The following is a 26,074-nucleotide window of genomic DNA, read 5'->3' on the forward strand; positions in this document are numbered from 1 at the left end:
CTGGTCGCACGTCACGGCCGTCACGCTCAACCCGGAGCGCGAATCGGTCGTCACTGCGGCCTCGCGTTCCCGAAATACTCAGCCATTGGCTGCATGAATGAGGCGACAGGTAGCTTGACGCGCGCCGATGTGGTCGCAGTATTTGGAGACCATCACATGGGCGATCAGCCCGGGCCCGGCGATGCCACGCGCAATAGGACGACTCGGCGCTGCGGCCTGGAAGATCGACTGGCAGCTCACGCACGCCAGCTTGGGTCGCACGTGGCGGATCACCTTGAAGTGCGATGGCACGTACTCGAGTTGCTCGGAGACGTCCTGCCCGATCTGGCGCAGACGGCCGCCGCAGGCTGAGCAGCCGCAGCGCTGGCCTGCGGTGTCATGGTGTGCGGCAGTGGTGTCGGGCCGGTGGACTTGCGCTTCGCGCGGCAGGTGGGCCGGCAGACTGCGGTCGATCTCGGGCGCGTTCGCCGCATTGGTCTTGGCGGGTGCAACGGCTGCAAGCGGTGCTGGCGTCGCGCCGATGTCAATCAGGTTGATCTGGGCGTCGAGTTGCTCGCTGGAGGTGCCGAACTCGGAGCGCAGGCGGCGCAGCAGTTGCAGCTTGAGCTTGTCGACCATCAGCTTGAGCAGCGCTACCTCGGAGTCGCGAGCCTCAATGACCCGCAGCAGCGAGTCGATCGTGGGGGTCGGATGGGTGGGCGTCGACACAGGCATCGAGTCTGCGATAGGGGCTCTCCCTTGACCATTGGTACTGCCCCGCAGAGCTTGCCACCGACTCGCTATGCAGCCAGTTCCGGATGGTGCGTTCTCACCGGCATGCGCCAGTCGATGCCCTCCAGCAGCATGGACAACTGTGCGGGTGTCAGCGACACGCTGCCCGACGTGGCTTGCGGCCAGACGAAGCGCCCGCGCTCCAGCCGCTTGGCCAGCAGCATCAGGCCCTGGCCGTCAAACCACAGCACCTTGATGATGTCGCCGCGCCGGCCTCGGAAGACGAAGACGTGGCCCTTGAACGGGTTCTCCGCCAGTGCAGTCTGCACCAGCGCTGCCAGGCCATCGAATCCCTTGCGCAGGTCGGTGTGGCCGGCCACGATCCACACGCGGGTGCCTGAAGGAAGGCCAATCATTGGACGCTGGCCAACCCGCGCAGCACGATGCGGATGCTGGCCTCGTCCACCGGGCCACGCAGGCGAACACGGGCGCCGTTGATGTCGATCTCGATGGTGCCCGCCGGTGCGGTGCGTGGTGGCGGGCCCGAGGGCGTCGGCACGCATGCCGCAACTGGATCCTCTGCAGCCACCACAGTGACAGGCAGCAGAACCGGGGGGGCCGTTTTGGCAAGTGTTCGGTGGCTGAGCTTGCAGGTGCAGTCGCCGCCAGTTGAATAGCAAGTTGGCATTGACGCCGGCTTGCTGCGCAATGGCTGCCACCGATGCACCGGGCTCCAGGGTGCGTTGCACCAGCGATTGCTTGAACTCTTCGGCATGCCGGCGCCGAATGTCTTGGGGCTTGCTGACTCGCTTGTTCATGTGTGCATCTATCGGGTTACGCGCACACATCCAAGCGTGGGTGCCGTTACCTGATCGTGCTCATGGGCTGACTCCGGCGCAATGGGGCCTTGGGGCCACGCTTACGGTTCAATGATGAACTACGGCTTTGGGCACACTGCCGCCGGAGCGGCTGCCCCGCGAGCGGCTTAGTCCACAGGCTGTCTGCAGCCATTGAGTTTTGGCGGGCCATCAGCTGCAGCCGCCAGTACCGGTCATTGGCCCGATCGATGGCTGAATGACCGCTGCACCTCCCGGACCTGCACTTCAGCAGAAACTGAGCTTCGGACGGCCGAGACCCAGCGCGGCGCGCAGGTCAGCGACAGCTCTCGCGATCAACGAACTGGCGGTACCGACCCTAATGCGACGGCGGCTGCTCTGATCTCATCGCCCCGAAGCTGCCGGCCAAATTGAAGACAAGGCCCGCGGCTTGACGATCGAGCTTCGGCAATCCAGTAGTGCTGGCTTGGGGCCTTTTGTTCTTTTAAGCGACATCCTCATCGGGTAGAAAAGGATTTCGCAAGGGACATCTGCATGCCAGGTAAACATCGTGCTGAGGTGGATAGGGACTACATTGAATCAACGACATCGCGCCCATACCGCATTAAGAACTCAGTTGCGACGCTTGCGCTTGTGTAGGCTGCATAAGCTTGATACTTATCATCTTTGAGAAAGCTCCCAAAGTCGCAAACCGACTTGACGCTGAACGAAACCGGGCGGGGGCGGCAGGCCATTCTCGCTGCGCAGTACACCCCGTACGCCTCCATCTCGAGGCCGATTGTTTGCCGGTTTTGTTTGGACCGAATTTCCTGAAACACGCTTGCATCTGCGATAACCGCGGGGCCGGTTGCTGACGGACCGATATGAAGCGTGGGAAACAAGCTGCGAGGCTTCTCACCCCTCCATTGTTCGTGGAGCTTCTGAAAGAACGCGCGGTCTTGTTTCAGTTGTTCGAACTTCGCCACCACTTCTCTGTCTACCGCGATGTAGTCGGGCGCGTGCGTAATTTCTCGATGCCCGTTACCGTCGTCACTGATTTTAGCGCACGTGTAGTCCCACGCTGGCGTCGCGAGGATGGGGTCACCATAGTCTACGTTTGGCTCATATCCAGCGCAGATGCCAATCATAACTAGCATCCTCGGGCGAAAGCGTTCAATCAACTTGTACGAGAGAAGTGCGCTTTCAGTGGATCCCATCCTCAAACAACTTGCGGCGACCACACTCAATGGGCCTTTAGGAGTTTGAAGAGATCCGATCGTAGCGAAGCTAGTCGGATCGATAGGGACGCTTTCCTCAAGGCGCAATGCCGTGTCTCTTAGAGCTTCAAACTCCGGTGTCCGAAGAGCCGTAATGATGCATACATCGGTCTCGTAAGCTACTTGCTGAGTACGAGTTTCGTTGAGATACGCATGTGTGATAAGACGTTCTAATTGCTCTTCCCACGCGCCGCCACCTTTCGCCGTCCTAAGTAGCTGCCAAGGGTTTGAAGCAAAGATCTTTTCAACTCGAGGGGATACTTCAGCCGCCGCGGTAATCCCCACAAGATAGGCTGGCAGCTTGATATCGTCGTCCTCTTGAATGTATTCAAGAAGTACAGCGCCACCCTCATCAATTTGCTCACTCCATGCGGTCTCAGGTAGGAGCATATCGACGACAACGAGATCGAATCTGGTTTGCCTGAGCTGTGCAAGACCGTCCTGGACATTGGTGGAAGACCGAAAGTTCGCGTCCTTTACCGTGCTTGAGTTTAATACCCGTTGAATAAGATCCGAGTATCGATTTGGCTTGTCATCCACGACTAGTATATTAATCATTGCTCTTTATGAACCCCGTGATTGCTGTCATCCACGCTCCGGTGCTGTGATGGAAGTGCGTATATCCAGCATATAAGCCGGGAAACTCCTGGCGAAGTTGCATGTCCAGCTCTGCGAGCGAGGTCTCATCACCGTTAAGGTTTCTGAAACCACGCAGTTGAGTCACCAGCATCACCCGCGACGGAATTTCCATTTCCCACATGTATGTGAGAATTTGCCTCCCCCCCAGGTCCTGTTGGCGGCCACCAGAAACAGACGCGTCGAATGTCGGAAGCGACATGTCGAGGAGTATGCAATCGTAGACCCCGTCGTCTAAGTAGCGAATGGCTTCGTTAATTGATGCCGCATGGTCAATTTGAAGCATCTCTGAGCTTAGAAGATCTAGGATCTGGTTCTGCTTGGGCTTGTCGTCCTCAATCAATAAAAGTTTCATGCTTAGTCCCGTTCAAGTTTGAGCATGTATACCGGAACGGAGAATTTTGCCAAGAACTTGCGGTCGCTTTGAAGCCCGAAATCTACTGAGCGATCAGCGCTTCCTTCGTGGTTTAGCAGAAATGCCAATCGAACAAGTCCCGAGCCTTTCGTGCGTTTGGTCGCTTCCTCAAATTTACGTGCCTGTATTTCTGCTTTGGCTTTCGAGACCTTCTCTTCGATGATCGCGAGGTCGGTCAATGGAGATACATCGCTGATGACGGTTACAGAGATTGCATTTGGTTCGACCCATTCGATCGCGATGTCGACCTGCGAGGCGGTCGAGCGCCCAATTTGGGAGTCCACAAATCCCGAGTGTTTGCTGATATTCCCAAAAATTAGATAGGCGGCATCATTGATAATCTCAAGCGCTTCGCGATGGACAACGATATTCGCTCTAGGGTCGATGCTCCACGCCACATCGGGATCGAAGCCCGGGCGAATTGTTCTTACCGAACCAATTCCGATCTCCATCGCCGTGCGAAGGTCGTATGCGGACAACTGCTCAGGTTCACTAGGTACGTGAAACCAAGATGCTAGTTTTTCACCCGCTGCATTGATTGAGTCCTTTGCGGTATGGACGTGACTTCTAAACGCTGTTACCTGAGGGGCGGCCATTCCGGGTTGGATCGAAGCACTGAGTTCATCTAGTCGTCGACAGATCTCGCCGGAGAGCGTTGAGCGCATGTAGTCCTGAACCAAATCTAGGTTGCGGGACAAGGTTGGCCAGAACAAATCGTAGGCACAGTATCGGACTAGCTGCTCCAGCGAGTAGCCTTGAGATAGGCGGAACTTCGCGTTAATCACCCACCGGGACAAATGCTGGCGCCGTTCCTCTTCCGTGCCAAACATCCAAATCAGTCCGTGCTGCTTGGCATCTGTTCGGACATATAGGAGCTCGGTAACGGCCTTATCCAGCAGGTCATCGATTGATCGCGAAAACGAACGCAGTAGCGAGTCTGCTCGTGACTGTGCGGAGGGGTCTTGTATTTCATCAATCCAGAACGAATTACTAGTGTAGTCACCGGTGCTTGCGCTCTTCTTTGTCACCAATCGAGCCGATTCCAATGGGCTCCGAAAAACGCCTTCCAGCGACCCGTGACGCACACGCGATCCTAGAAAAGCATCCAGCCCATGTCGCGGGAGCGTCATGAATCCTGTACAGCATTCCTCGATAAAGTCTGCCAACAGAGAGTCCGCCGTAATATCGTAGTTTGCTAGGTAGTCGCTGATCTCTCGAATGTTGCCCCGACTTTTGAGAATAACTTGCAACCCTCGTTCGACTTCGTTAACACTTTCGGCCAGCTTGTCGCCAGCGTACGCAAGATATCGAAGGAAGGTTTCGTTAAGGTTGGTGAAGCACCAACGCTCAAGCCCAAGTACGTCGACATATACCCGCGAAGATTCGACCTGCTTGACACCTTCCTCGATTGACAGCCTGCGATTCAGTTCAATGATCTCCTCTTCATACAACGTGCTGTTATCCGTATCGAGGTGCGAAAGCATCACGCATATTCTTAGTCGCTCTCGGTCAAGATCTTGCGGACTACGGAAATCGACGCCCATTTCCATGACTTCTTGAGAGCAAACGTTCCGAAGAAAGAAAATTACGTGTGCGCTGTTCTGGTCTTCAGGCAGACCAGGCATCGCTGAAGGCAAAGTAACCCCGTGCGCCTTCAGGAATTGCTTCCATGAAACCTTGAGTGCCACATCCTTATCATTTGCTCGAGCAAAGTGACCGTAGAGGAAGAACGCAATTGGCAGGGAGGCCCGGCGCTGCATCGCCTTTAGGTCTTTAAACCCCCTGGTTTTGATAGCATTCATCAGTGGTAGGACGGTCGTCATCCATAATGCCTCGACTGCGATGTCTACAGACGCTTCAATAGAATTCTCAACGTCTCCGTCCTCGAAAAGTAGCCATGCATGAAGGACGCGTCCCCATAGCCGGAAAAGTTCACTTTTTGAATTTTCAAGACCATCTATTGCTAGCAATGCATCAGCATGTTTTCGCCGTCCACGAAGGCCAAGTGTGATCGCAAGCGTTGCATTCTCAGGGCTTAGGTATTGTGTGCGCGTTTCTTGCCCCTGCTCAAGTCGCAGATACTCAATTAAGGCAGGTGATTTTTCTCCTTGATTCTCGAGCAAGAGCAATTCTGGCCGTAGCATTGACACCGGGACGCCGCCCCGCACCAAAGTTTCGGTATCAAACTTATAGACGCTACCAAGTTGACGATTCTTCAACCATCTTCTAAGGAACATTGAATACGGGAGAGAGCGGAAATTGAGGCAAACCTTTTCTAGCTCTGCGGCGGCGTCATCGCTTTCTTCGGAGTGAGTTAGGAGTTTTGAGTGGAGTTCAATTAGGCTCGCGGGAATGCTCCCGCGCGGCAACGTGCTGGGTGCGCCGAGAGCCTGTATATAGGAGAGAATTATGAGTGCCAAGCCGTCGACTGGCGAGTCATCCAGATCGCGCTTAGCCAGTTCTGCGGCCTCAGGTAGTCGTCCTGCCAAGTAGTGTTCGAGATGCTGAGGGCTCGCGGTTGGAGCAGGTCTCGGGCTCAAGTCCAAGAGGATTCTCAGCATGGACATCTCCTTGCTGTTCAGCTCGAACAAGATTTCCACAGCCTCAAGGACAATGCCTCGCCTATCCGGTCGGTCGGCTAATGAAGAGATTATGGACAAAAATGTCTCATATAGATCGATAGGGGAACTGGCCGCTTCGAATGCGAGAATTTCCGCGAAAGCGGTTTCAGTTTGCGGCAACTCTCCAAGAAGTTTGTAGAAGATATATCGCTTGTGGCTTGGCTCTACGTCCCAATGCGTAGCCCGACTTCGAAGCCTAATTTCGTAGCCGGCTAGTGAAACGCTCGTCTCATTTCGCTCACTTACGTTGGCGGCGAAGAACGAAAGAAACGATTTCTTGTACTTGTTTCCTAGTGTTTGCACGAAGCCGCGCTGTTCATGGAAACCATGGGCTTGGCCGAGTAGCGCAATACGATTCTCGACGGACCATAGACTAGCGCCCGCAATCTTGTCGATCTTGTTGAGGGTAAGGATGGCTTCAACAAATCTGTTCGTAAGAAGTAGATTTAAATACTCCTCTTTCAGAATGCTATATTCCTGAATGGTTGTCCGGACCTGTGCTAGATTCAACGCGGCCCAGAGTAGTTCCCGTCCGAGCTTCGTGGTATCAAGTGGCGGCACAGCTCGGAGCGCACTCTTTCCTTGGCGGACGTTTACTGCGGGGTTTGCCGCGCCCAGCATTGGACTTATTCGCGCAAGCATCTGAAGTCTGGGGAACTGGTGCGCCGGGGCCCGAGACTTAACGGCACTCATAGCTGAGTGAATTGGGCTCCAAAGATCACGATGGCCAACGGCTCCGCGAATCTGCGCGAGAGGTGTTGTTGGCTTAGAAGCGCTCTTCGTTTTCGCCGGGGCGCTTTCTGGTTGGTTGCTCTTTTTACCGCCTGCCCGAGGTTGAGTGCGTCGAGTGGATTCAGTCATATGTTGTTCTGCTCGCTTTTGTTGCGATGCTTGTGCTCCTTGCTTTGAGTATCACCTACCGGGACCCAAAGGAGAGAGCTTGAACTAGTCGTGCGTGATGGCGCACCACGGCTTTTAGGTGGGCCTGTTGTGCCCAACGCGACGTGGCGCAATGCGCGTTTGCGATCGCGAACAGTTGAACTCAGGCCCGCTGTGGTCAAGCCAAGAGGTGGGAGGCAGTTAGAGGGAGCCTGGGCCAAGAGCGCCGGCGCTGATGCAACCCGTGACAAGCACCGAAGGCATTCGTTCGCGGATGCCAGCAAGCCCTAGTGGTCGGGGCGGTGCGTGGCGTCAGGGCTTGCTGCGTTGGCCAGCACTTGGCTGTTGGTACGGGTATTGACGCCGTGATAGGCAAGGACGGTTGGCGCTCGAATCCTGGTAGGGGGCATGTGCAGACACTACCGGTTGGCGTGGCGCAGTTCACGCGTGGCCGGCGGTCGCAGAGCCGACGTTCGCGGACGTCCGCGTATGGCCGGAAGCTCCTGCTTGTCGCGCAACCACATTGCCGCCATTGACGACGCCTGCCCCAGCCGGCTTGCAGGGCCAGGCGCTCCTTCAGTCTTCAGATCTCCGTCTGTTCGGCGATTTCGCGGGCGTCATCGATCTCGATCCCCAAGTACCGCACCGTCGACTCCAGGCTGGTTGCAGCCGGTCGCGAGTGACCGCATTCAGGAGGGCTGGCTTCGGCGAGTCACGCCCCGATCAGTCGGGCGGACCCTGGGGCCCAGCCGATACCCGTTTGCTTCGCGGTCCGACCCGATCGTGACTCTACACAACATTGACTACATGCTGTGCAGTTAGGGATAGAGGCTTGCCGATCCGAGTTCTATCGTACGTTGGCGCTTCGATAGCGCGTTCCGCCAAGGCCCCATCGGACCCCGGCGCAGGAACCGCAGCGTGATGCACAGTGGGCTTGGCCGGCGCCTGCACTCGTGGTCGCATTCCCCGCGTTCCGCCGCCGAGCCAGGAGACACCCATGCCATCCACGTTGAGCTACCCCGGCGTCTACATCGAGGAAGTGCCGAGCGGCGTGCGCGCGATCAGCGCGGTGGCCACGTCCATCACCGCCTTCGTTGGTCGCGCCGCCCGCGGGCCCATCAGCAAGGCCGTGCTGGTCAACGGCTTCGGCGACTTCGAGCGCCAGTTCGGAGGGCTCTGGCTGAAGAGCCAGCTAGGTTACGCGGTGCGCGACTTCTTCCTGAACGGCGGATCGCAGGCCATCATCGTGCGGCTGCATCACCCGAGCTACGGCAGCGAGGAGGACCAGGCTGTGGCTGAAGATGCCGCGGCGGCCACCGCAGCGGCAGCCGTTGGGGCCAATGCCGCCGCCGCCGCCACCGCAGCGCAGACCGAAGCGGCGACATATGAAGACGAGCCGGCCCTGTCGGCGGCCGCAGCGGTTGCCGCCGCCGCGGCCGCCGCCGCGGCCGTCAACGGCGCCACGGTGGAGCAGGTGACCGCCGCCGCGCGGGTTGCCGCTGCGCCCGCGTCGGCCGCGCTGGATGTCGGAGGCCTGCTGCTGGTGGCCGCGTCGCCCGGCCGCTGGGGCGGCAACCTGCGCGTGGTGGTGGACACCGATGACATCGCCGACGAAGTGGCTGCCGCCCTCGGCGTGGCCAAGTCGCTCATCTTCAATCTCACCGTGCGCGACGCCTCGCCCGGCGGTGCCAGCGAACGCTTCGCCAACCTCACCACCGTGGAGAGTGCCCGCCGCATCGACCGCGTGCTAGCGCAGGGCTCGACGCTGCTGCGCTGGCGCGGCACGCTGGACCCCGACGCGGCGCCCGCCGTGACTGCGGTGATGGATCCGGTGAGCGAGGCCGAGGACGACGTGGCCGACGCCAAGGCCGCCTGGACTGCGGCGCAGATCGCCGGCAGCGGCGTGGACGATGCCAAGGAGGCCTACGACGACGCGGTCGCGGCGCTCGTCACGGCGCGTGAAACCGCCTTGCAGGCCGCCTCCGACGGCGGCCATCTCACCGCCGCGGACTTTCTGCCCGCCGGCGGCGAGGCCGATAAGCGCGGGCTCTATGCCCTGGAACAGGCCGACCTCTTCAATCTGCTGTGCATCCCGCCCTACGCCACCAGCGACGCGGTGAACTTCGATGTCGACGACGTGGTGCTGAGCGCGGCCACCGCCTACTGCGAGAAGCGTCGCGCGGTGCACCTCATCGACCCGCCCAGCAGCTGGACCGCCAAGCAGGCAGTGAAGGACGCGGTGAGCGCCGGTTTCCCGCCAGTTCGCAGCCGCAACGCGGCCGTGTACTTCCCGCGCGTGCGCCAGCCCAACCTGCTGCGCGAGAACCGCCTGGAGACCTTTGCGCCATGCGGCGTGGTGGCCGGCGTCATCGCGCGCACCGACACGCAGCGCGGCGTGTGGAAGGCGCCCGCCGGGCTGGAGGCGACCATGAATGGCGTCCCCCAGCTGGAAGTCAACCTCACCGACCTGGAGAACGGCGAACTCAACCCGTTGGGCATCAACTGCCTGCGCGCCTTCCCGGTGGCCGGCCGCGTGGTGTGGGGCGCTCGCACGCTGCGCGGGGCCGACCAGCTTGCCGACGAATGGAAGTACCTGCCGGTGCGCCGCACCGCTCTGTTCATCGAGGAAAGCCTGTACCGCGGCACGCAGTGGGTGGTGTTCGAGCCCAATGACGAGCCGCTGTGGGCACAGATCCGGTTGAACGTGGGCGCCTTCATGCAGGGCCTGTTCCGCCAGGGGGCGTTTCAGGGGTCATCGCCGCGGGACGCCTACTTCGTGCGGTGTGACAAGGACACCACCACGCAGGCAGACATCGACCTGGGCATCGTGAACATCGCCGTCGGCTTTGCGCCGCTCAAGCCGGCTGAGTTCGTCGTGATCCGCTTGCAGCAGATCGCTGGCCAGACCCCCGCTTGAGGAGACCACCGTGCCCCAATTCACCGTCAACGCGACCCGCTTCGACCCGTACAAGAACTTCAAGTTCCGCGTCAAGTGGGATGGCAAATACGTGGCCGGCATCAGCAAGGTGGGCGCTCTCAAGCGCACAACCGAAGTCGTCAAGCACCGCGAGGGCGGTGACCCCAGCAGCAGCCGCAAGTCCCCGGGCCGCACCGAGTACGAGGCCATCTCTCTGGAGCGCGGCGTCACCCATGACAAGGACTTCGAGCAGTGGGCCAACAAGGTCTGGAACTACGGCTCCGGCCTGGGCGCGGAAGTGGCGCTGAAGGACTTCCGCAAAGACATCATCATCGAGGTCTACAACGAGACCGGCCAGTTGGTGCTGGCCTACAAGGTCTACCGCGCCTGGGTGTCCGAGTTCCAGGCCCAAGCCGACCTCGACGCCAACGCCAACGCGGTGCTGATCCAGAGCATCAAGCTCGAGAACGAGGGCTGGGAACGCGACTACGAAGTCGCCGAACCGTCCGAGCCCACCTTCACCGAGCCGGCCTGAGCACACCCGGTCGCAGGCCATGCACACCCCCGACGCCACCGCACTGCTGCAGGTGTGGGAGCGAGGCCTGCACGCCTCGCCCGCCGCCCGCGGACTGCTGCTGCTGGGCTGCGCCTGGCCGGGGCTGGCGGCCGGCACGCTGGCGTGCGCGCCCATCGGCCAGCGCGACGCTTGGTTGCTGAGCCTGCGGGAAGCGCTGTTCGGCAACCGCCTGCAGTGCCTGGGCAAGTGCCCGGCCTGCGGTGAGCGGGTGGAGCTGGCGTTCGACACCGACGATGTGCGCGCGCCGCATGCCAGCGCGGGCGATGAATGCGAGCCCTGGCCGGGCCTGCGACTGCGCGTGCCCGACAGCCAGGACCTGCTGGCGCTGGAGGGCTTGGCCTACGGCGCCGACGCCGAGCTGCATCTGCTGCAGCGTTGCCAGGTGGCCTCCGTGGACGACGTTGCGCTGGTGATGGAGAAGCCGCAACGGGTGGCGGCCTCGCAGGCGCTGGCGCAGGCCGACGCGCAGGCTGAAGTGCTGCTGGACCTGCAATGCCCGGCTTGTGGTGCAGCCTTCCAGCAGCGCTTCGACATCGTGCTGCACCTGTGGGTCGAACTGGACCATTGGGCGCAGCGCATGCTCGCCCGCGTGCATGTGCTGGCCAGCCGTTATGGCTGGAGCGAGGCCGACATCCTGCGCCTGAGCCCCATGCGGCGGCAGGCGTACCTTGAACTGATCGGAGCCCCGGTGTGACGCGCTTCCTGCATGCTCTGGCGTTGCGCGAGCGCTCGCTGCTGCCGGTTCTGCAGCCGCGGCTGCCGGGGCCGTTCGAGCGTCCGGAGTCGCCGGTGGAGCCGGGCTGGCGTGCGGTTGATCCGGGCATGGCGCCGGCAACCGACTTCCAGGCGCCGGTCGTCACAGTGGCGGGCGAGCCGTTGCCGTTGCCCATCGTCCAGCGCCGTCCGGCGCCCGCCACGCCGCCCGCGCCGGCCCAGGTTGCAACGCCGCTTGAGCCAGCCCATGCTGATGCCGCCTCTGCGAGCACCGGGCATCACACCGCGTTCGTTCCCGCCGCCGAGCCGGCGTCGAGTCCAGCCGGCCCTGCGGTGGTTGAACAGCAGCATCGCCCAGCCGCGCCCGAGGTCCAGTGCCACGCGGCTGCCGGCCAGCGCGTCGGGTTGATGCCGCCAGTCGACACGGTGGCGGTCGTGCCGCAGCCTGTGGCCGTACCGCTGGTGAACGACGTGCCGCCGGTGCACCGCCCGGCCCTCGCGCAGCCCGCCTTGCTGCCGCGTTGGACACCCCAGGCCGAGCCTGCCCCGCGCCGTGGACACGTTGGCGCGTCGCGTCGTGCCGATCCCGTCGACGAGCAGCGCAGCGACCCGCCCCCGGCACGCCTGGCAATACAGACTCTGGCGCCTCGGGCGGCCCAGGTGCCGCCAGCAGCTGACAGGCCCGCCGAAACGCGTCCCCCCGCGCCGCCCGCGCAGGGCAGCCTGGTCGACGCCGAACCGCGCCGCCTGCTCGTGCCGGCCCTGGTGCAACAGGTGCAGGCATCGCCGCCGCGGGCCGAAGGGCGGGACGCCGCTGCGCTGGCCGCCGGGCCCACGGTGCACGTCAGCATCGGCCGCGTGGAGGTCCGCGCCGCGGCGCCAGCAGCGGCGCCCTTGCCGGCCACGCGCGTCAAGGCGCCCGTGCGCCCCCCCGCACTGAGCCTGAACGACTACCTACTGCAACGCGGCGCCGCCCCCCGACGCAGTAGCGGCGGCACGGGGGGCGCACGGTGAGCAACCACCTGGCCATCGCCACCGTCACGGCGGCCTTGGGCCAGCTCGTGTTCCGGTCGGCCAGCGACGCCGTCTCGGGCACCGACCTGCGCTACGGCCGCCCGCAACCGCCCACGGCCGGCAGCAGCGCGCGGCGCGTGCATGTCTATCTCTACCAGGTGCTGCCGCACGCCGGGCTGCGCAATGCCGATCTGCCCACGCGCAGCGGCAGCGACGGCCGGCTGGTGGCGCGCCCCCAGGCGGCGCTGGAGCTGCGCTACCTGGTGAGCTTCTACGGCGACGACAGCGAGCTCGAGCCCGACCGCATGCTGGGCGCCGTGGCGCGCGACCTGCACGCCCGCCCGCTACTCACCGCGCAGCAGATTGCCGACGCCATCGCCAGTATGGGCACGCCGCTGCAGGACTCCGACCTGGCCGACAGCATCGAACGCGTGAAGTTCACCCCCGTGGGCCTGTCGCTGGACGAGCTGTCCAAGCTCTGGTCTGTGCTGGTGCAAACCCCGCATGCGCTGTCGCTGGTGTGCCATGCCAGCGTCGTGCTGATCGATGCGCTGGAGCGTGCCGCGCCGGTGCTGCCGGTGCTGCGGCGCGGCGAGCAGGACCGCGGCGTCGACACCCGGCTTGGCACACTCCCGCAGCTGGGCGATGCCTGGGTGGGCTGGCCCGACAGCGCCGCACGCCAGCCGCGACCGCCCAGCCTGCGTGCGCCTCAGCTCGGCGCGCGGCTCATCGTGCAGACCAGCCCGCTGGCCGCTGACAGCGTGGTGCTGCGCTTGACGCACCCGCAGCGGCCGTTGATCGAATGGACCGTGCCCTGGCCGGTCACCGACCCGCAGGCCCGGCCCAACGAGCTGGCGCTGGACCTGCCGGACGATGCCGCCGCGCAGACCGACTGGGCCGCAGGCCTTTACAGCGTGGTGTTGGCTGCCACGCGCGACGGCCGCACCAGCGAGTCGCCCGTGTGGCCGCTGCTGCTGGCGCCGCGCATCATGGCCATCACGCCCAACCCGGTTGCTCGCGTGGCCGGCGTGGCGACGCTGGGCGTGACCTGCCGCCCGCAGGTGCAGCCGCTGCAGGCGGTCAGCCTGCGCATCGACGAGCTGGAAGTGCCGGCCGAGCCGCGCGTCGCCGCGACCGACACGCTGAGCTTCGTCATCGACCCTGCGCCCGCGCTTACCGCGCAACTGGTGTGGCTGCGCGTGGACGGCGCGCTCAGCCAGCCCGTGGCACTGGACCCGGTCAGCGGCCAGTTCGTGTTCGACGACGCGCAACGGGTGACCATCACATGATCACGCTCGAAGACTGGCAGGCCCGAAACGACGCCTATCTGGGCGCCGCGCTGGCTGACCTGCGCCGCCGGCTGGAACGCGCCACGCAGGCGGCTCAGGCGCCTGCCCAGCGCCCGGCGGCGCCCGCGCCCGCGCCCAGCGAGCCGCCGCGAGCCCCGGCGCGCGGGCCGCTGGCCTTCCTGCGCCGCTCGCCCCACCCCACCGTGACCGGACCGGGCGAGCAGCCGCTGCTGGGCGGTGAGCCCACGCCACTGCCGCCCGAGGCGGCCTTCGACGGTGCCGACGGCGACCCACCGCCCGCGCTGGTCATGCTGGCACAGCGCTTTGGCCTGTCGGACTTCGAGCGCCAGGTGTTGCTGCTGTGCGTGGCCAACGAGCTGGACACCGGCATCGCCGGCCTGTGCGCCGCTGCGCAGCGCCAGCCCGAGCGCGACCACCCCAGCTTCGCGCTGGCCATGGCGCTGCTGGACGGCCCGGCCTGGGAGGCCTTGTCGCCCGAGCGGCCGCTGCGCTACTGGCGGCTGGTGGAGATCAGCCAGCCGGCCGGCCGCGCGCTGACCGCCAGCGCGCTGCGGGCCGACGAGCGCATCGTCAACTTCGTCAAGGGCCTGAACCACCTGGACGACCGCCTCGCCCCGCTGCTGGTGGGCATGCCGCGCCCGCCGGTGGAGCAGCTGCCAACGTCGCAGCAGGCCGCCGCGCTAGCCTTGCGGGAGGCGCTGGACGCCCCCCCGCAGGGTGCCGGCCTGCCCTGGCCGGCGGCGCGCGTGGCGGTGCTGCGCGGCGCCCACCGCGACAGCAAGCGCCAGGTCGCCGGCGCCTGCGCCGCGGCGCTGGACCTGCACCTCTACCGCCTGTCCGCTGACGCGCTGAACGCCGCGCCGCAGGAGCTGGACACGCTGGCCCGCCTCTGGCACCGCGAGAGCCTGCTGCTGCCGCTGATGCTGTATGTCGATGCACATGACCTCGACCGCTCCGGCGGCCCCGAGGGTGCGCCGGCCCGCCTGGCGCGGCTGCTCGTGCGCACCGGGGGGCGCATCATCGTGGACACCCGCGACGGCCTGGTGCTGCCCGAGCCCGCGGCGCTGACGCTGGACATCGCCAAGCCCTCGGCCGGCGAACAGCGCGAGGCCTGGCGCGAGGTGATCGAATCTCTGGGCGGCGTGCCGGCCGAAGCAGGGCCGGCCGACGAAGACGACGAGGAGGACGATCCCGTCGCCACGATGGCCGATGACCTGGCCGGCCAGCTGGCCGCCCAGTTCGACCTGAGCCAGCCGGAAATCGAGGCCATAGGCCACGCCACGGCACGCGGAACACCGCCGGCTGACGCGCGTGCGCTGAAGGCGGCGCTGTGGCGGGCCGGCATGCAGGGCACGCGCCCGCACCTGGAGCGCCTGGCCCAGCGGCTGGACGCCAAGGCCACCTGGGGGCAGATCGTGCTGCCCGAGGCCGAGATGGCGCAGCTGCGGCAGATTGCCGCGCAGGTGCGCTCACGCAGCCGGGTCTACGACGAATGGGGTTTTCGAGCGCGCATGAACCGCGGCCTGGGCGTGAGCGCGCTGTTCGCCGGCGACAGCGGCACCGGCAAGACCATGGCCAGCGAAGTGCTGTCGCGTGCGCTGCGGCTGGATCTCTACCGCATCGACCTCTCGGCGGTGGTCAGCAAGTACATAGGCGAGACCGAGAAGAACCTGCGCGAGGTATTCGACGCGGCCGAGGCCGGCGGCGCCATCCTGCTGTTCGACGAGGCCGATGCGCTGTTCGGCAAGCGCTCAGAGGTGAAGGACTCGCACGACCGCTACGCCAACATCGAGATCGACTACCTGCTGCAGCGCATGGAGTCCTACGGCGGGCTGGCCATCCTGGCCACCAACATGAAGAGCGCGCTGGACCCGGCGTTCGTGCGCCGCCTGCGCTTCATCGTCAACTTCCCCTATCCATCGCAGGCGCAGCGGCGCGGCATCTGGCAGCGCGCCTTCCCCGCCGAGACACCGCTGGATGCGCTCGACGTGGACCGGCTGGCGCGGCTGAGCCTGTCCGGAGGCAACATCCACAGCATTGCGCTGCACGCCGCCTTCCTGGCCGCGCGCGCCGGCACGGACGTGACCATGCCGCTGGTGCTGGAGGCCGCGCGCATGGAGCTGCGCAAGCTGGACCGGCCCGTCAACGAAGCCGACTTCCGGGCTGCCGAAGGCCCGGCCGTGCAGAGGGTGCGGGCATGAGGTTGGAACTGCACATCGAGCACCTGGTCGTGGACACCTCACTGGCCCGCGATGCCGAGGCGCTGCAGCAGGCCATCGTCCAGGCGCTGGGCCGGCAGTTGCAGGGCCAGCGCCTGGCACCGTGGCTGCAGCAGGGTGGCCGCGCCGCCACGCTGGCCGACGTGCCCGCCGTTGCCGCGGCGCGCGGCGAGGCGGCGCTAGGGCAAGGCATTGCCACTGCACTGCACGCGGGCCTGCGCAGTGGGCCAGGGAGAGCGCCATGACCGCGGTGCGCACGGCGTTGAAACCGGTGACCGCGGCACTGGACATGGCCATGCCCGGCTTTGCGCCGGCAGCCCCCCGGGCTCGCGGACCGGCGCGCTCGCCGTCCCCGGGGTGGGCGCAGGACCTGAGCGCCGTGCCCCTGGTGCAGCGCCAGTGCAGCGGCAGCGCGCCCAAGGCCCGGGGCTGCCACTGCGCCAGCTGCGACGACGAGCCGTCCGAGGGCGTGCAGGCCAAGCCGCTGGCCCCGGCCGTGGAAGATGCCCACGACCAGGCCGCTGATCGCGCCGCCGATGCGGTGATGGCGCGGCGCCGGCCCGGCTGGCTGGGCTCGGTGTCGGCTGGCCCTCTGCGGCGCGCGCGGGCGCAGCCGCCGGGCGGCCAGGCCTCGCCGACGGCCACGGCCGTCGAGCCCGTGCTGCGCGCATCCGGGCGGCCGCTGGAAGCGCCCGTGCGCCACCTGATGGAGTCGCGCTTCGGCCAGGATTTCAGCGCCGTGCGCGTGCATGCGGACGACCGCGGCGCCAGCGCCGCGGCCCGGCTCAACGCGAGGGCTTTTGCACTCGGGCCGCACCTGGCCTTCGGTCGAAATGAATACGCGCCGCACACGCCCGCCGGCCAGCACCTGCTGGCGCACGAGCTGGCGCACGTGGTGCAGCAGCGCGGCCTGCCACAGGTGCAGCGCATGCCGCTGCGCACCAGTTGCGATGCGCCGCGGTGGGACGGCCAAGCTCCGGGTTGCGGGGCGGGCGGACTGAAGGCGAGCTGGACGCTAGTGGACTTGGTCACCAAGGCGGCGGCGAACTACGCGCTCGATGAACTGGTCGTGAGGCGCGGTCTCGCCAGCGCCTTCCCCGGCAACTGGATCACGCAGGTGTGGACGCCGGCGAACCCGGAGAAGTCCGGCGCAGACCGTGGCCGCGCCGACGGCATGAAGGTGCGCACCGGCGGCACGCTGCGCGTCGAGGTCGTGGAGGTGAAGTCGCGCAGCACCGAGTTCGCGGGCGGTTGCGACCTCGCCGCACGCGAAGCGGCCGGCTATGTCAGCGTGCTCCGGCCGCTGGCGCCTCAACTGCTGCAGATCTCGCAGGGGCTGGCCGGCATCGGCGGCATGCGCGTCGACCCCAACCGCCGGCTCAACGCCACGCAGCAGTTCGTCATCGAGTCCGCCGGCATCAGCATGGCCACGGAGCGCATGCGGCAGGCCTGGCGCTTCTACCAGGGCCTGCAGGACAAGCTGAACACCACCTTCACGACGCCGTTCACCGCCTTCGAGGCCGCAGTGCATGCCGAAGGCGCGCGCGGCAAGGTCTATCCGGCCGGCCCGGAGGTGCTCGAGGAATGCAAGACCGGCCGCGGGCGCAGCTCACGCCCGGGCAGACGGCGCGTGCAGCTCGGCTTCCAGGTGAACCTGGAGGGCGGCGCGAGTTACGGCTGCAGCAAGACGCCGTGCCAGGGCGAGGAGGAGGAAGAGCAGCGCCAGCGGCAGGCTGTTCCCCTGGCGCTACCGCGGGCCCAGCCCGAGGCCCTGCCGGAGACCGAGGTCACCGGCGTGCGCCAGCCGCAGCCGGCCATACCCCCGCCGAGTGAGGAAGACGACCTGACCATTCCCGTGCTGGTGGGCACCGGTGCAGCGGCGGCGCTCACCGCGGCGGCCGTCGCGCGGGCGCAGCAGCGTGCCTTGCAGATTGCCGGTGAGCGCACGCTCGCGCTGGCCGCCGATAAGGCGGCCCAACGGGTCGCCATCAAGGCGGCCAAGCAGGCAGCAGCGAAGAATGTCATCAGCCTGGCCGAGCGTCGTGCCGCCAAGGCCGCAGGGACCAAGGTCGCGGGTCGCGTGGCCGGCGCCGCCGCGGCGCGGGCTGTGGCGGCGGCATCGGCGGCGGCGGCCGTCTTCCTGCTGGCCAGCGGCCGGGCCGAGGCGCGCGTGGGCCTAGGCCCCGACCCTTTGTCCGCGCTCTACGACGCGCTGACCCGCAACGGCACGCCACCCACCGACGAGATGCGGGCGCTGATCGAGAGCGACCCCACGCTGCGCGCGCTGGCGCAAGAGGCCGGTCCCAGCGGCAACATGACGCCGCTGCAGCAGGCGCTGGCGCAGCGCACGATGGAGCTCATCCGCGACAACGCGTCGGAGTTTAGCGAGGAGGACCTCGAGATCCTGTCGCAGATGTCGTCGAGCGGCGCTGCCGGCGCGTCTCCACAGACCGGCGCGGACCTGTGCGCAGCCATCGACGCCGCGCGGGCCGACCAGAGCGGCACCGGCAAGGGTGCGGGAACCGGCTCGTCAACCAGCCCGGGCAAGGCCGCGGGCCAAGGATCCGGCAGTGTCCCTGGCGCCGGCCCTTCCACGTCGCCCACCACCGCGACACCCGCCGGCACCAACGGCGGTGGCACGTCGGACCCGCAGGCAAAGGCCGTGGGCGACGCCCGGCGCGCCTACCCCGCGCTGTCGGACGAAGCCCGCGGCCAGGTGGCCGCTGCGCCGCCGGCCGTGCGCCGGCTTTTCGACGCGATGACCGGCCGCGGCCCCGGCCCGGCGGTGGACGACGCGGTGGTGCGCCGCTTCTTCGAGATCGTGCCGTTGGACCTTGACGACGCCGGCGTCAGCGCGCTGATCGCCGGCCTGGGCCCGACGGGTGCCGGGCGCACGGCCGAGGAGATCCTCGCCAGGCTGGACGCCGCGGTGCGTGCCCGCGGCACGCGCCCATCGCCCGAGGTGCCGCCGCCGCCCAGCGAACGCCCGCCGCCGCAGACCGGCGAGGGCGGTACCGAGACCCCGGGCGCCGCGGCCACCGCCGGCCCCACGGCCGCAGGCGAGAAGGCCTCGCCCGAACGCAGCGCCAGCGAGGAGGACGCCGTGCGCCTGCGCAGCATCGAGCTGCTGGTGGCGGCCATCAAGGCCTATGACGGCTGGGCGTCGCTGGGCCCCAGCCAGTACGTGATGGTGGGCAACCTCTCCGGCGTGCCGGTGGGCGGCACGGTAGGGCTGCACGTGTACCAGCGCAGCCCGCTGCCCGACGGCTCGTCCGTGCGGGCGGCGTGCTGGGCGCAACTGCGAGTCACGCAGGCCGCGACGCGCACCGGCCAGCGCTGGCGCGGCACGGTGGTGAGTTCCACCTTCTTCGTGTCCGAGAACGGCGACACCGTCGACGGCCTGCCGGCCGGCCGCGTGCTTTCGGGAATCCTGCAGTGAGCCGCCAACGCCAGTCCCCAGACCGCCCCGCCGCCGACATGCTGCTGGTGGGCGCCCGCCCGTCAGCCGCGAGTGCCGGCCCACGCGTCGAGGGCCGGGCGACGAGCGGCCCCGGGCAGCCGCTGGATGCCGCCACGCGCGCCGCGATGGAGCCGCACTTCGGCCACGACTTCAGCGCCGTGCGGGTGCATGCCGACGCCGGCGCCGCCCGCCACACCGCGATGCGCGGCGCCGAGGCGGTCACGCTGGGCAACGACATCGGCTTCGCCGCGGGCCGCTATGCGCCGGGCACGCCCGAGGGCCGCGAGCTGATCGCGCACGAGCTGGCGCACGTGGTGCAGCAGTCTGGCGCGGGCGGCGCGGCGCAGGGTGGCGATACGTTGGAGGCGCAGGCCCAAGAGGCCGGCGCCCGCGCCATGCGCGGCGGCGACATGCCCGCGCTGGACACTGCGCCGCGTACCGAGCAGCGCCGGATCCCGCTGCGCGACGGCGGGCGCGGGCTGGGCTCGGGCATGTCGCATATCGACCAGCTGATCGCCCGGCTGAACGCGATGTCAACCGGGCTCGATTTCGCGGTCGTGGCCGGCGCACTCGACGCCACCTTGAGGCCCCGTGGCAGCTTGAGCGAGTTCGACCGCCAGATGAAGGCCTTCGTCGACGACGCGACACCCATCCCGATGCGCATGGTCACGCGGCACAACCGGCTGGGCAACAGGCTCACCGGCTTCCGCGAGACCATCGATGTGGACAACTGGCGGGATGGCTACGTGGACATCGACGACCTGTTGGCCAGTTCGGATCTGGGGCTGCAGATTGCACTGGTGCACTTCCTGCGCGAGCGCCAAGCCACGCGCCGCTACGACGCCCGCATCGGCACGCCGTCGATGGACCCCAACTTCGCGGGGCCGGCCGCCGAGTTCAACGGCGTCCATGGCGTCGGCCTGCAACGCGAACTGCTCGTGCTGCGCGACTTTTTCTCCGACCCGAGCATCGTGGTGGTAGACGCGGATTCGCGCCGCTTCCGCAACGACCGGGGGCACCGCATCAACATGCGCACGCGCATCGGCCGCGGGGTCGAGAGCGGGATCTTCGCGGTCAACTTCGAGGTGGTGATCCCCGGCCCGCCGCGCCGCGTGATGACGGCCGAGGCCTACCGCGACATGCGCCGCGCCGAGGCCACGGCGGCGCAGATCGAAGGCGAGCGCCTGCGCGGCGCGACCGAGCACCGCGAGGGCGGCCGCTCCGTGCCCGCGCCCTGACCGACCCACCCAGCGCACAAGGCACACCATGAGCGACAGCTTCCCGAGCAATGCGCCGCGCCACCTGAAGGGCGCGCTGATCGGCGTGGATCCGTTCAACCCGCTGGCCAGCGTGGTGGTGTTCCAGTACAACCCCGAGACCATGTCGCGCCGGCTGGAGCCGCGCGGCCCGGCCGCCGACGGCGAGCGTGGCGAGGCCTTCCGGCTGTCCGGCCCGCCCAAGGAGACCATCACGCTGTCGGTGGAGATCGACGCCACCGACCAGCTCGCCGAGGCCCACCCGCTCGCGGTCGCCAGCGGCATCGGCGCGACGCTGGCCGCGCTTGAAATGATGCTCTACCCCAAGAGCGCGCTGGTCATCGCCAACACCGTGCTGGCAGCGGTGGGCACGGTGGAGATCCTGCCCACCGAGGGGCCTATGGTCCTGTTCGTGTGGGGGCCCACGCGCGTGCTGCCGGTGCGGGTCACGTCGATGTCCATCACCGAAGAGGCCTACGACACGCTGCTCAACCCGACGCGCGCCAAGGTCGAGCTGTCGCTGGCCGTGCTGGGCTACAACGACCTGAAGCTCACTTCGCCCGGCAACGCGCTCTTCTTCGTGCACCAGGTGACGAAGGAAGTGCTGGCCACCACCAACCTCTTCAACAGCGTGCAGAACATCGGCACGGGTTTGAAGCTCTAGAAAGGCGCCCCATGAGCCTGCCCAAGTTCCCCGCCAACAGCCGCTATGCGTCGACCGAGACCACGCGCCTCGTCGGGCCCGACGGCGCCGAGCTGGTCTACCTGAAGCGCCGCTTTCTGCCGCAGCCCGAGCGCCTGGCGCTGTGGCGGGCGCACAGCGTGGTGCAGGGCGACCGGCTCGACAACCTGGCCGCGCGTTACCTGAGCGACCCGGAGCTGTGGTGGCGCATCGCCGACGCCAACCGCGCGATGCGGCCCGACGACCTGCTGCAGCCGGTGGGGCGGGTGCTGAAGCTGTCGCTGCCAGACGGCGTGCCCGGCGCCGGCGTGCCGGGGCTGGGCTCGAACTGAGTACGAGGCGGCCTTGTTCGACGGTGCCCACCTCACGCTGCTGATCGGCCCGCTGCCGGCGCCGCTTCCCGCGCCGCAGCCGCTGATGGAGGCGCTGCAGAGCGTCGAGGTGAACGCGTCGCGCGACCGCAGCGGCTTCCAGATCACGTTCGCGATGGGCAAGACCTCGCCGCTGCAGCTCGCGCTGCTGCCGGCCGGCTTCTTCGACCCCATGATCACCCGCGTGGTCATCGTCGCCACGGTGCGCGGCATCCCGCAGGTGCTGATGGACGGCGTGGTCACGCGCCAGGAGATGCAGCCCGGCACCCAGCCCGGCCAGGGCAGGCTGACGCTGACGGGCGAGGACCTCAGCGTGCTGATGGACATCGTCGAGCTGCGCATCCCCTACCCGGCGATGCCGGACAACGTGCGCATCATGACCATCCTGGCCAAGTACGCGATGTTCGGCGTGATCCCGCTGGTGATCCCGCCGCCGGTGATGAACGTCGACAGCCCCACCAGCCGCTTCGACACCCAGGACGGCACCGACCGCGCCTACATCCAGCAGCTCGCTGCGCAAAGCGGCTATGTGTTCTACATCGAGCCCGGCCCGCTGCCGCTGCAGAGCATCGCCTACTTCGGGCCTGACATCCGCATCCCCATCCCGCAGCCGGCGCTGAACATCGACATGGACGCCGACACCAACGTCGAGTCGCTCAGCTTCAGCCTCGACGGCCTGGCCAAGAAGACGACGGTGATGTTCCTGCTCGACCCGGTGACGCGCAAGATCCCCATCCCCATCCCGATCCCCGACATGAACCCGCTGCACCCGCCGCTGGGCTTGAGGCCCACGCCGCCGGCGCGCATCACCTTCGCCGAGGACACCACGCGGCTGTCGGCCACCGAGGCCGCCAAGCGTGCCTTCGGCATCATGATGCAGAGCGCCGACGCCATCAGCGGCAGTGGCTCGCTGAACGTGGCCAGCTACGGGCTGCCGCTGCGGGCGCGCCTGCTGGTGGGCGTGCGCGGCGCAGGCATTGCGTACGACGGCTTCTACTACGTCGACAGCGTCAGCCACAGCATCAAGCCGGGCGAGTACAAGCAGAACTTCCAGATCTCGCGCGACGGCCTCATCACCCAGACTCCCGTGGTGGTGCCCTGATGAAGCAGGCCGCCGCCCTCCTGCCCCTGCCGGCTCCGCCTGTGGCCACCTTCGGCCTGCTGCAGCGCTGCGCCGCGCCGGGCTGCGGCTGCGCCACGGCCGACCACGACGATGACGAGAAGCAGCGCCCCGGCCGAGGCTTGCTGCAACGTGCCGCGCGCGGCGGCGGTGCACCGGGGGAGGCACCGCCGTCGGTGCAGGCCACGCTGCGCCAGCCGGGCCTGCCGCTGGATGCGGCCACGCAGGCCTTCTTTGCCGAGCGGCTGGGGCAGGACTTCAGCGGCGTGCGGGTGCATGCCGATGCCGCCGCGGCGGCGTCCGCCAACGCCGTGCAAGCGCTGGCCTACACGGTGGGCCAGCATGTGGTATTCGGGCCCGGCCGCTATGCGCCGCACAGCGCGGCTGGCCGCCGCCTGCTGGCCCACGAGCTGACACACACCGTGCAGCAGCGTGGCGCCGCCAATGGTGCGGTGGCCGCGGCGCCGCTGCGCGTGGGGGCGACGGACAGCGCGCACGAGCAGCAGGCCGAGCGCGTTGCCTCGGGGCTCGACGGCCCGGCCGACCTGCGGCCGGCGTTGACGCCCGCTGGCGGCCTGCTCGTGCAACGCAACACGCCCGACGTGCCCGGGCCTGTGCCCCAGCCCACCACGCCTGCGGGCATCGCCGAGCGCCTGGAGGCCATCATCCGCAAGGGCGGTCCGGTGCCGCAGGAGACGCGGGTCATCGGCGCGGCCATTATCGAGACCGAGGGCCCCGGCTACGACGGCCCGAAGGAGATGCGAGCAATCAGCGGCGCGGCCACCGACAAGCTCAAGCTCAAGCCCGGCGACACCTACCACGCCACCTCGGCCCAGTCGCGCCAGCTGTCGGCCACGCGCAGCATCGCCGGCTCCCCGGGCGAGTTCCCGTTCTCGCACGTGAACGACGCCGAGATCAAGATGTTCGAGGACGTCCTGCGCCGCATGCCCAAGCAGATGAAGGGGCGGCTGCACTTCATGACCATGCGGGTGCGCGTGCAGGGCGGCGTGGTGGTGTTTGAGCCCTATGCCGCCTGCTCCGGCTGCGTGCGCGCCACGTTCCAGACGGCCGGATCGCTACCCAACATGGCGGTGCAGAGCTACACCCCGCCGCGGGCGCCGCGTGCCGTGATGGACCTCGGCCTGGGGGGCGGCAACACGCCGGTGCCCGAAGGCCCGGGCGGAGCCAAGGGCGCCGTGCTGGAGGGCGAGCTACCCAAGAACCCCCTCGGGGCCGCCAAGCCCGGTCTGCCGTCGCTGGCAGAGGAGATGCCCGGCAGGGGGCTGCGCGGCATCGGTGGCATGGGGCGCTTCGGGCGGTTGGGCGGCGTGGCGCTGGAGGGCGCGGCCAGCATCGCTGCGGGCATCGCGGTGCTCGCGGCGGCGCTGGTGTGGGAGCTGATCATCGCGCCCAAGATCAATGCGCTGCAGCGCAAGCTGGAAGCCGAGTTGCGTCGGCTGGAGGCCGAGCGGCAGCGGCGCATCGAGGAGAAGGTGAAGCAACGCATCGAGACCTCCATCAGCCGCCAGATCGCGCGTGCGGTGAAGCACTGCGAGATGAAGCGCCTGCGCGCGATGCAGGCCGCGGACCAGAAGGCCTATGTGAACGTCGACCTGATGGTGAGCTTCGAGGATACGTCCGACCGGCTGCAGATCTTCAACGAGACCCCGCCCGAGAGCTTCTTCGACATCGAGTTCAACGACGTGACGCTGCATTGGGCCACGCTCAGCGACACGCCGGTGGAGCCCAAGGCCGGCCCACTCAAGCGCTGCGATTCCTGCGGCACGATGGGCCGCAGCCGCACCTTCGTCTCCAACAACCCGCTGTGGGAGCAGAAGCTGAGCTTCTCGTTCGAGGCGCCGGACGCCGATGCGCTGTCCAAGGAGTTCGGCGACATCAAGGAGTCCGAGTGCAACATGAACTGCTTCATCGCCACGGCCTGCTATGGCTCGCCGCTGGCGCCGGAGGTGGATGCGCTTCGTCGCTTCCGCGACACGCACCTGGCCCCGCACCGCGCCGGCCGCGCCTTCATCCGCAGCTACTACCGCCTGTCGCCGCCGGTGGCCGCCTGGCTGGTGCTGCACCCGCGGGAGCGCGCCTGGATGCGTGACGCCCTGGTGGCCCCGCTGGTGCGCCTGGTGCAGGCGCGCGGCTGGGACGCCCCCCAACTTCCACAACGACAGGACGGCCCCCGATGACCTCCTCCGCCAGCCCCGGCCGCTTCCTGGGCAAGTACCGCGCGACGGTGCTGCTGAACACCGACCCCGAGCTGCGCGGCCGGCTGCAGCTGATGATCCCCGACGTGCTGGGGCCCATCCCCAGCACCTGGGCCGAGGCCTGCGTGCCGCTGGCCGGGCCCACCGGGCCGCCGATGGGCGTCTACATGGTGCCGCCCATCGGTGCCGGCGTGTGGGCCGAGTTCGAGCAGGGCGACGTCAACTACCCGATCTGGTCGGGTTGCCGCTGGGGCGCGCAGAGCGACATCCCGCCGCTGGCGCTGGCCGGCCTGCCGGCCTCGCCCAACATCGTCATGCAGACGCTGGCCCAGCATTCGCTGGTCATGAGCGACCTGCCGCCCTCGCCGGCCACCGGCGGGATCATGTTGAAGAGCACGACCGGCGCGATGGTGGTGGTCAACGACTCGGGCATCTACCTGAGCAACGGCAAGGGCGCCGTCATCGCGATGGTGGGGCCGTCCGTGACCATCAACAACGGCGCCCTCGTCGTCACCTGAAGGAGCGCTGCATGCCCGGCTTTCTCGTCCAGGTGGGTGCCCAGGTGACCTGTTCTCATGGCGGGCAGGCCACGCCTACCGTGCCCAACCCGCGGGTGCTGCTGGGCGGCGCCCCCAGCGTGCTGCAGACCACGCCCTTCGTCGTGGCCGGCTGCGCCTTCCCGCCGCCACCGGCGGCCAACGGACCCTGCGTCACCGGCACCTGGATGACCGGCACCACGCGCGTGCTCAGCAACGGCCAGCCGCTGCTGGTGCAGAGCAGCACCGGCATCTGCGCGCCCACCGGCACGCCCATGCTGGTGGTGCTGCCGCAGGCGCGCGTCTTTGCGATGTGAGCTGGAGGTGA

21 protein-coding genes and 2 pseudogenes are annotated in these 26,074 nt (G+C 67.2%); 15 read left to right on the forward strand and 8 right to left on the reverse strand.

Annotated features, from left to right (window positions below; translation table 11 throughout):
- Window positions 1-78: 78 nt before the first annotated feature.
- From OOZ63_RS23830 to OOZ63_RS23865, 8 genes and pseudogenes are all read right to left on the reverse strand, one after another.
- Window positions 79-714, reverse strand: coding sequence for an IS66 family transposase zinc-finger binding domain-containing protein (locus OOZ63_RS23830; protein ID WP_266008141.1), 636 nt, complete (start codon window positions 712-714; stop codon window positions 79-81).
- A 65-nt stretch (window positions 715-779) separates the two neighbouring features.
- Entirely contained in the window at window positions 780-1,127 is a 348-nt protein-coding gene (tnpB, locus tag OOZ63_RS23835; RefSeq protein WP_266008233.1) for an IS66 family insertion sequence element accessory protein TnpB, read from the reverse strand.
- A complete protein-coding gene (locus OOZ63_RS23840; protein WP_266008236.1) occupies window positions 1,124-1,270 on the reverse strand; it encodes a hypothetical protein in 147 nt (48 codons plus the stop codon). The genes tnpB and OOZ63_RS23840 overlap by 4 nt, the downstream gene beginning before the upstream one ends.
- Before the next feature lie 103 nt (window positions 1,271-1,373).
- Window positions 1,374-1,559: pseudogene (locus OOZ63_RS23845) on the reverse strand (transposase); the annotation flags it as partial.
- A gap of 557 nt (window positions 1,560-2,116) precedes the next feature.
- Window positions 2,117-3,343, reverse strand: a complete 1,227-nt coding sequence (locus OOZ63_RS23850; protein WP_266008142.1) for a hypothetical protein — start codon at window positions 3,341-3,343, stop codon at window positions 2,117-2,119.
- A gap of 10 nt (window positions 3,344-3,353) precedes the next feature.
- Window positions 3,354-3,794, reverse strand: coding sequence for a response regulator (locus OOZ63_RS23855; protein ID WP_266008143.1), 441 nt, complete (start codon window positions 3,792-3,794; stop codon window positions 3,354-3,356).
- Between the two features lie 2 nt (window positions 3,795-3,796).
- A complete protein-coding gene (locus tag OOZ63_RS23860) occupies window positions 3,797-7,168 on the reverse strand; it encodes a hypothetical protein (RefSeq protein WP_266008144.1) in 3,372 nt (1,123 codons plus the stop codon).
- 769 nt (window positions 7,169-7,937) lie between these two features.
- Window positions 7,938-8,018: pseudogene (locus tag OOZ63_RS23865) on the reverse strand (integrase); the annotation flags it as partial.
- A 333-nt stretch (window positions 8,019-8,351) separates the two neighbouring features.
- On the opposite strand from OOZ63_RS23865, the gene OOZ63_RS23870 reads away from it, so the two are divergent.
- Genes OOZ63_RS23870 through OOZ63_RS23940 form a run of 15 tightly spaced genes read left to right on the forward strand, consistent with a single transcriptional unit; the run spans window position 8,352 to window position 26,063 of the window.
- The gene (locus OOZ63_RS23870; protein WP_266008145.1) at window positions 8,352-10,271 is read left to right on the forward strand and encodes a phage tail sheath family protein; all 1,920 of its coding nucleotides are present in this window, start codon (window positions 8,352-8,354) and stop codon (window positions 10,269-10,271) included.
- 10 nt (window positions 10,272-10,281) lie between these two features.
- Complete coding sequence (locus tag OOZ63_RS23875; protein WP_266008146.1) at window positions 10,282-10,806, forward strand: phage tail protein; 525 nt, start codon at window positions 10,282-10,284, stop codon at window positions 10,804-10,806.
- 19 nt (window positions 10,807-10,825) lie between these two features.
- A complete protein-coding gene (locus OOZ63_RS23880) occupies window positions 10,826-11,542 on the forward strand; it encodes a hypothetical protein (protein WP_266008147.1) in 717 nt (238 codons plus the stop codon).
- Entirely contained in the window at window positions 11,539-12,576 is a 1,038-nt protein-coding gene (locus tag OOZ63_RS23885) for a hypothetical protein (RefSeq protein WP_266008148.1), read from the forward strand. The genes OOZ63_RS23880 and OOZ63_RS23885 overlap by 4 nt, the downstream gene beginning before the upstream one ends.
- A complete protein-coding gene (locus OOZ63_RS23890) occupies window positions 12,573-13,865 on the forward strand; it encodes a DUF4255 domain-containing protein (protein ID WP_266008149.1) in 1,293 nt (430 codons plus the stop codon). Before OOZ63_RS23885 ends, OOZ63_RS23890 begins: the two co-directional genes overlap by 4 nt.
- Window positions 13,862-16,087: an ATP-binding protein gene (locus tag OOZ63_RS23895; protein ID WP_266008150.1), complete on the forward strand. Its 2,226-nt coding sequence runs from the start codon at window positions 13,862-13,864 to the stop codon at window positions 16,085-16,087. Before OOZ63_RS23890 ends, OOZ63_RS23895 begins: the two co-directional genes overlap by 4 nt.
- Complete coding sequence (locus OOZ63_RS23900) at window positions 16,084-16,350, forward strand: hypothetical protein (protein WP_266008151.1); 267 nt, start codon at window positions 16,084-16,086, stop codon at window positions 16,348-16,350. Before OOZ63_RS23895 ends, OOZ63_RS23900 begins: the two co-directional genes overlap by 4 nt.
- The gene (locus OOZ63_RS23905; RefSeq protein WP_266008152.1) at window positions 16,347-19,544 is read left to right on the forward strand and encodes a DUF4157 domain-containing protein; all 3,198 of its coding nucleotides are present in this window, start codon (window positions 16,347-16,349) and stop codon (window positions 19,542-19,544) included. The genes OOZ63_RS23900 and OOZ63_RS23905 overlap by 4 nt, the downstream gene beginning before the upstream one ends.
- Window positions 19,541-20,803, forward strand: a complete 1,263-nt coding sequence (locus OOZ63_RS23910; protein WP_266008153.1) for a DUF4157 domain-containing protein — start codon at window positions 19,541-19,543, stop codon at window positions 20,801-20,803. Before OOZ63_RS23905 ends, OOZ63_RS23910 begins: the two co-directional genes overlap by 4 nt.
- Window positions 20,804-20,831: 28 nt before the next feature.
- On the forward strand, window positions 20,832-21,485 hold the full coding sequence (locus OOZ63_RS23915; protein ID WP_266008154.1) for a hypothetical protein: 654 nt from the start codon (window positions 20,832-20,834) through the stop codon (window positions 21,483-21,485).
- An 11-nt stretch (window positions 21,486-21,496) separates the two neighbouring features.
- Window positions 21,497-21,835, forward strand: a complete 339-nt coding sequence (locus OOZ63_RS23920; protein ID WP_266008155.1) for a LysM peptidoglycan-binding domain-containing protein — start codon at window positions 21,497-21,499, stop codon at window positions 21,833-21,835.
- A 13-nt stretch (window positions 21,836-21,848) separates the two neighbouring features.
- The gene (locus OOZ63_RS23925; RefSeq protein ID WP_266008156.1) at window positions 21,849-22,976 is read left to right on the forward strand and encodes a hypothetical protein; all 1,128 of its coding nucleotides are present in this window, start codon (window positions 21,849-21,851) and stop codon (window positions 22,974-22,976) included.
- Complete coding sequence (locus OOZ63_RS23930) at window positions 22,976-25,192, forward strand: eCIS core domain-containing protein (RefSeq protein ID WP_266008157.1); 2,217 nt, start codon at window positions 22,976-22,978, stop codon at window positions 25,190-25,192. Before OOZ63_RS23925 ends, OOZ63_RS23930 begins: the two co-directional genes overlap by 1 nt.
- On the forward strand, window positions 25,189-25,728 hold the full coding sequence (locus tag OOZ63_RS23935) for a phage baseplate assembly protein V (RefSeq protein WP_266008158.1): 540 nt from the start codon (window positions 25,189-25,191) through the stop codon (window positions 25,726-25,728). The genes OOZ63_RS23930 and OOZ63_RS23935 overlap by 4 nt, the downstream gene beginning before the upstream one ends.
- 11 nt (window positions 25,729-25,739) lie before the next feature.
- On the forward strand, window positions 25,740-26,063 hold the full coding sequence (locus OOZ63_RS23940) for a hypothetical protein (protein ID WP_266008159.1): 324 nt from the start codon (window positions 25,740-25,742) through the stop codon (window positions 26,061-26,063).
- The last annotated feature ends 11 nt before the right edge of the window (window positions 26,064-26,074 follow it).

This window comes from Paucibacter sp. PLA-PC-4, assembly GCF_026241155.1.
Lineage (GTDB): Bacteria > Pseudomonadota > Gammaproteobacteria > Burkholderiales > Burkholderiaceae_C > Roseateles_E.

Excerpts from the sequence above, each read along its gene's own strand:
- OOZ63_RS23920 (WP_266008155.1), top strand. The coding sequence starts at position 21,497 with ATGAGCCTGCCCAAGTTCCCCGCCAACAGCCGCTATGCGTCGACCGAG.
- OOZ63_RS23915 (WP_266008154.1), top strand. The coding sequence starts at position 20,832 with ATGAGCGACAGCTTCCCGAGCAATGCGCCGCGCCACCTGAAGGGCGCG.
- OOZ63_RS23880 (WP_266008147.1), top strand. The coding sequence starts at position 10,826 with ATGCACACCCCCGACGCCACCGCACTGCTGCAGGTGTGGGAGCGAGGC.
- OOZ63_RS23930 (WP_266008157.1), top strand. The coding sequence starts at position 22,976 with ATGAAGCAGGCCGCCGCCCTCCTGCCCCTGCCGGCTCCGCCTGTGGCC.
- OOZ63_RS23895 (WP_266008150.1), top strand. The coding sequence starts at position 13,862 with ATGATCACGCTCGAAGACTGGCAGGCCCGAAACGACGCCTATCTGGGC.
- OOZ63_RS23855 (WP_266008143.1), bottom strand. The coding sequence starts at position 3,794 with ATGAAACTTTTATTGATTGAGGACGACAAGCCCAAGCAGAACCAGATC.
- tnpB (WP_266008233.1), bottom strand. The coding sequence starts at position 1,127 with ATGATTGGCCTTCCTTCAGGCACCCGCGTGTGGATCGTGGCCGGCCAC.
- OOZ63_RS23830 (WP_266008141.1), bottom strand. The coding sequence starts at position 714 with ATGCCTGTGTCGACGCCCACCCATCCGACCCCCACGATCGACTCGCTG.
- OOZ63_RS23870 (WP_266008145.1), top strand. The coding sequence starts at position 8,352 with ATGCCATCCACGTTGAGCTACCCCGGCGTCTACATCGAGGAAGTGCCG.
- OOZ63_RS23900 (WP_266008151.1), top strand. The coding sequence starts at position 16,084 with ATGAGGTTGGAACTGCACATCGAGCACCTGGTCGTGGACACCTCACTG.
- OOZ63_RS23940 (WP_266008159.1), top strand. The coding sequence starts at position 25,740 with ATGCCCGGCTTTCTCGTCCAGGTGGGTGCCCAGGTGACCTGTTCTCAT.
- OOZ63_RS23905 (WP_266008152.1), top strand. The coding sequence starts at position 16,347 with ATGACCGCGGTGCGCACGGCGTTGAAACCGGTGACCGCGGCACTGGAC.
- OOZ63_RS23860 (WP_266008144.1), bottom strand. The coding sequence starts at position 7,168 with ATGAGTGCCGTTAAGTCTCGGGCCCCGGCGCACCAGTTCCCCAGACTT.
- OOZ63_RS23935 (WP_266008158.1), top strand. The coding sequence starts at position 25,189 with ATGACCTCCTCCGCCAGCCCCGGCCGCTTCCTGGGCAAGTACCGCGCG.